The sequence below is a fragment of the Helicobacter sp. 12S02232-10 genome (genome assembly GCF_002272895.1).
Lineage (GTDB): Bacteria > Campylobacterota > Campylobacteria > Campylobacterales > Helicobacteraceae > Helicobacter_J.
In genome coordinates, this window is sequence record NZ_MLAQ01000050.1 from 1 (window position 1) to 319 (window position 319).

1 protein-coding gene is annotated in these 319 nt (G+C 39.5%); it reads right to left on the bottom strand.

The window, feature by feature from the left end:
- Nucleotides 1-319: hypothetical protein (locus tag BKH41_RS09970; protein WP_180762825.1), on the bottom strand; the 319-nt coding region annotated here is incomplete at both ends.

Consider the following 319-nt stretch of genomic DNA (forward strand, 5'->3'; position numbering starts at 1 on the left):
CGATAGAAGTATCCACCCCTCTATTATCAAAGATTGCATTCAAATTCAATGCGGAAGCATTTTGAGTGAGGTCTAAACCATCACTTCCAATGGAAGTGCCTTCTAGATTGAGTGTTCCTTTTGCTTTAGATTGGGTGAAAGCAGTTAAGATATTATTTTGTGCTGGAGCGCTAGAGTCTTTAGCAACAACAACAGAGTCTGCTTTATTGGAGAGGGTGCCTGCATTGATGAAGTTATAAACTGAGCTTGCATTAGAAGAAACAATGCTTGTGACTTCATTTGCACTCAAGGTTTTATTATAAGTGCCCAATGCTGCATC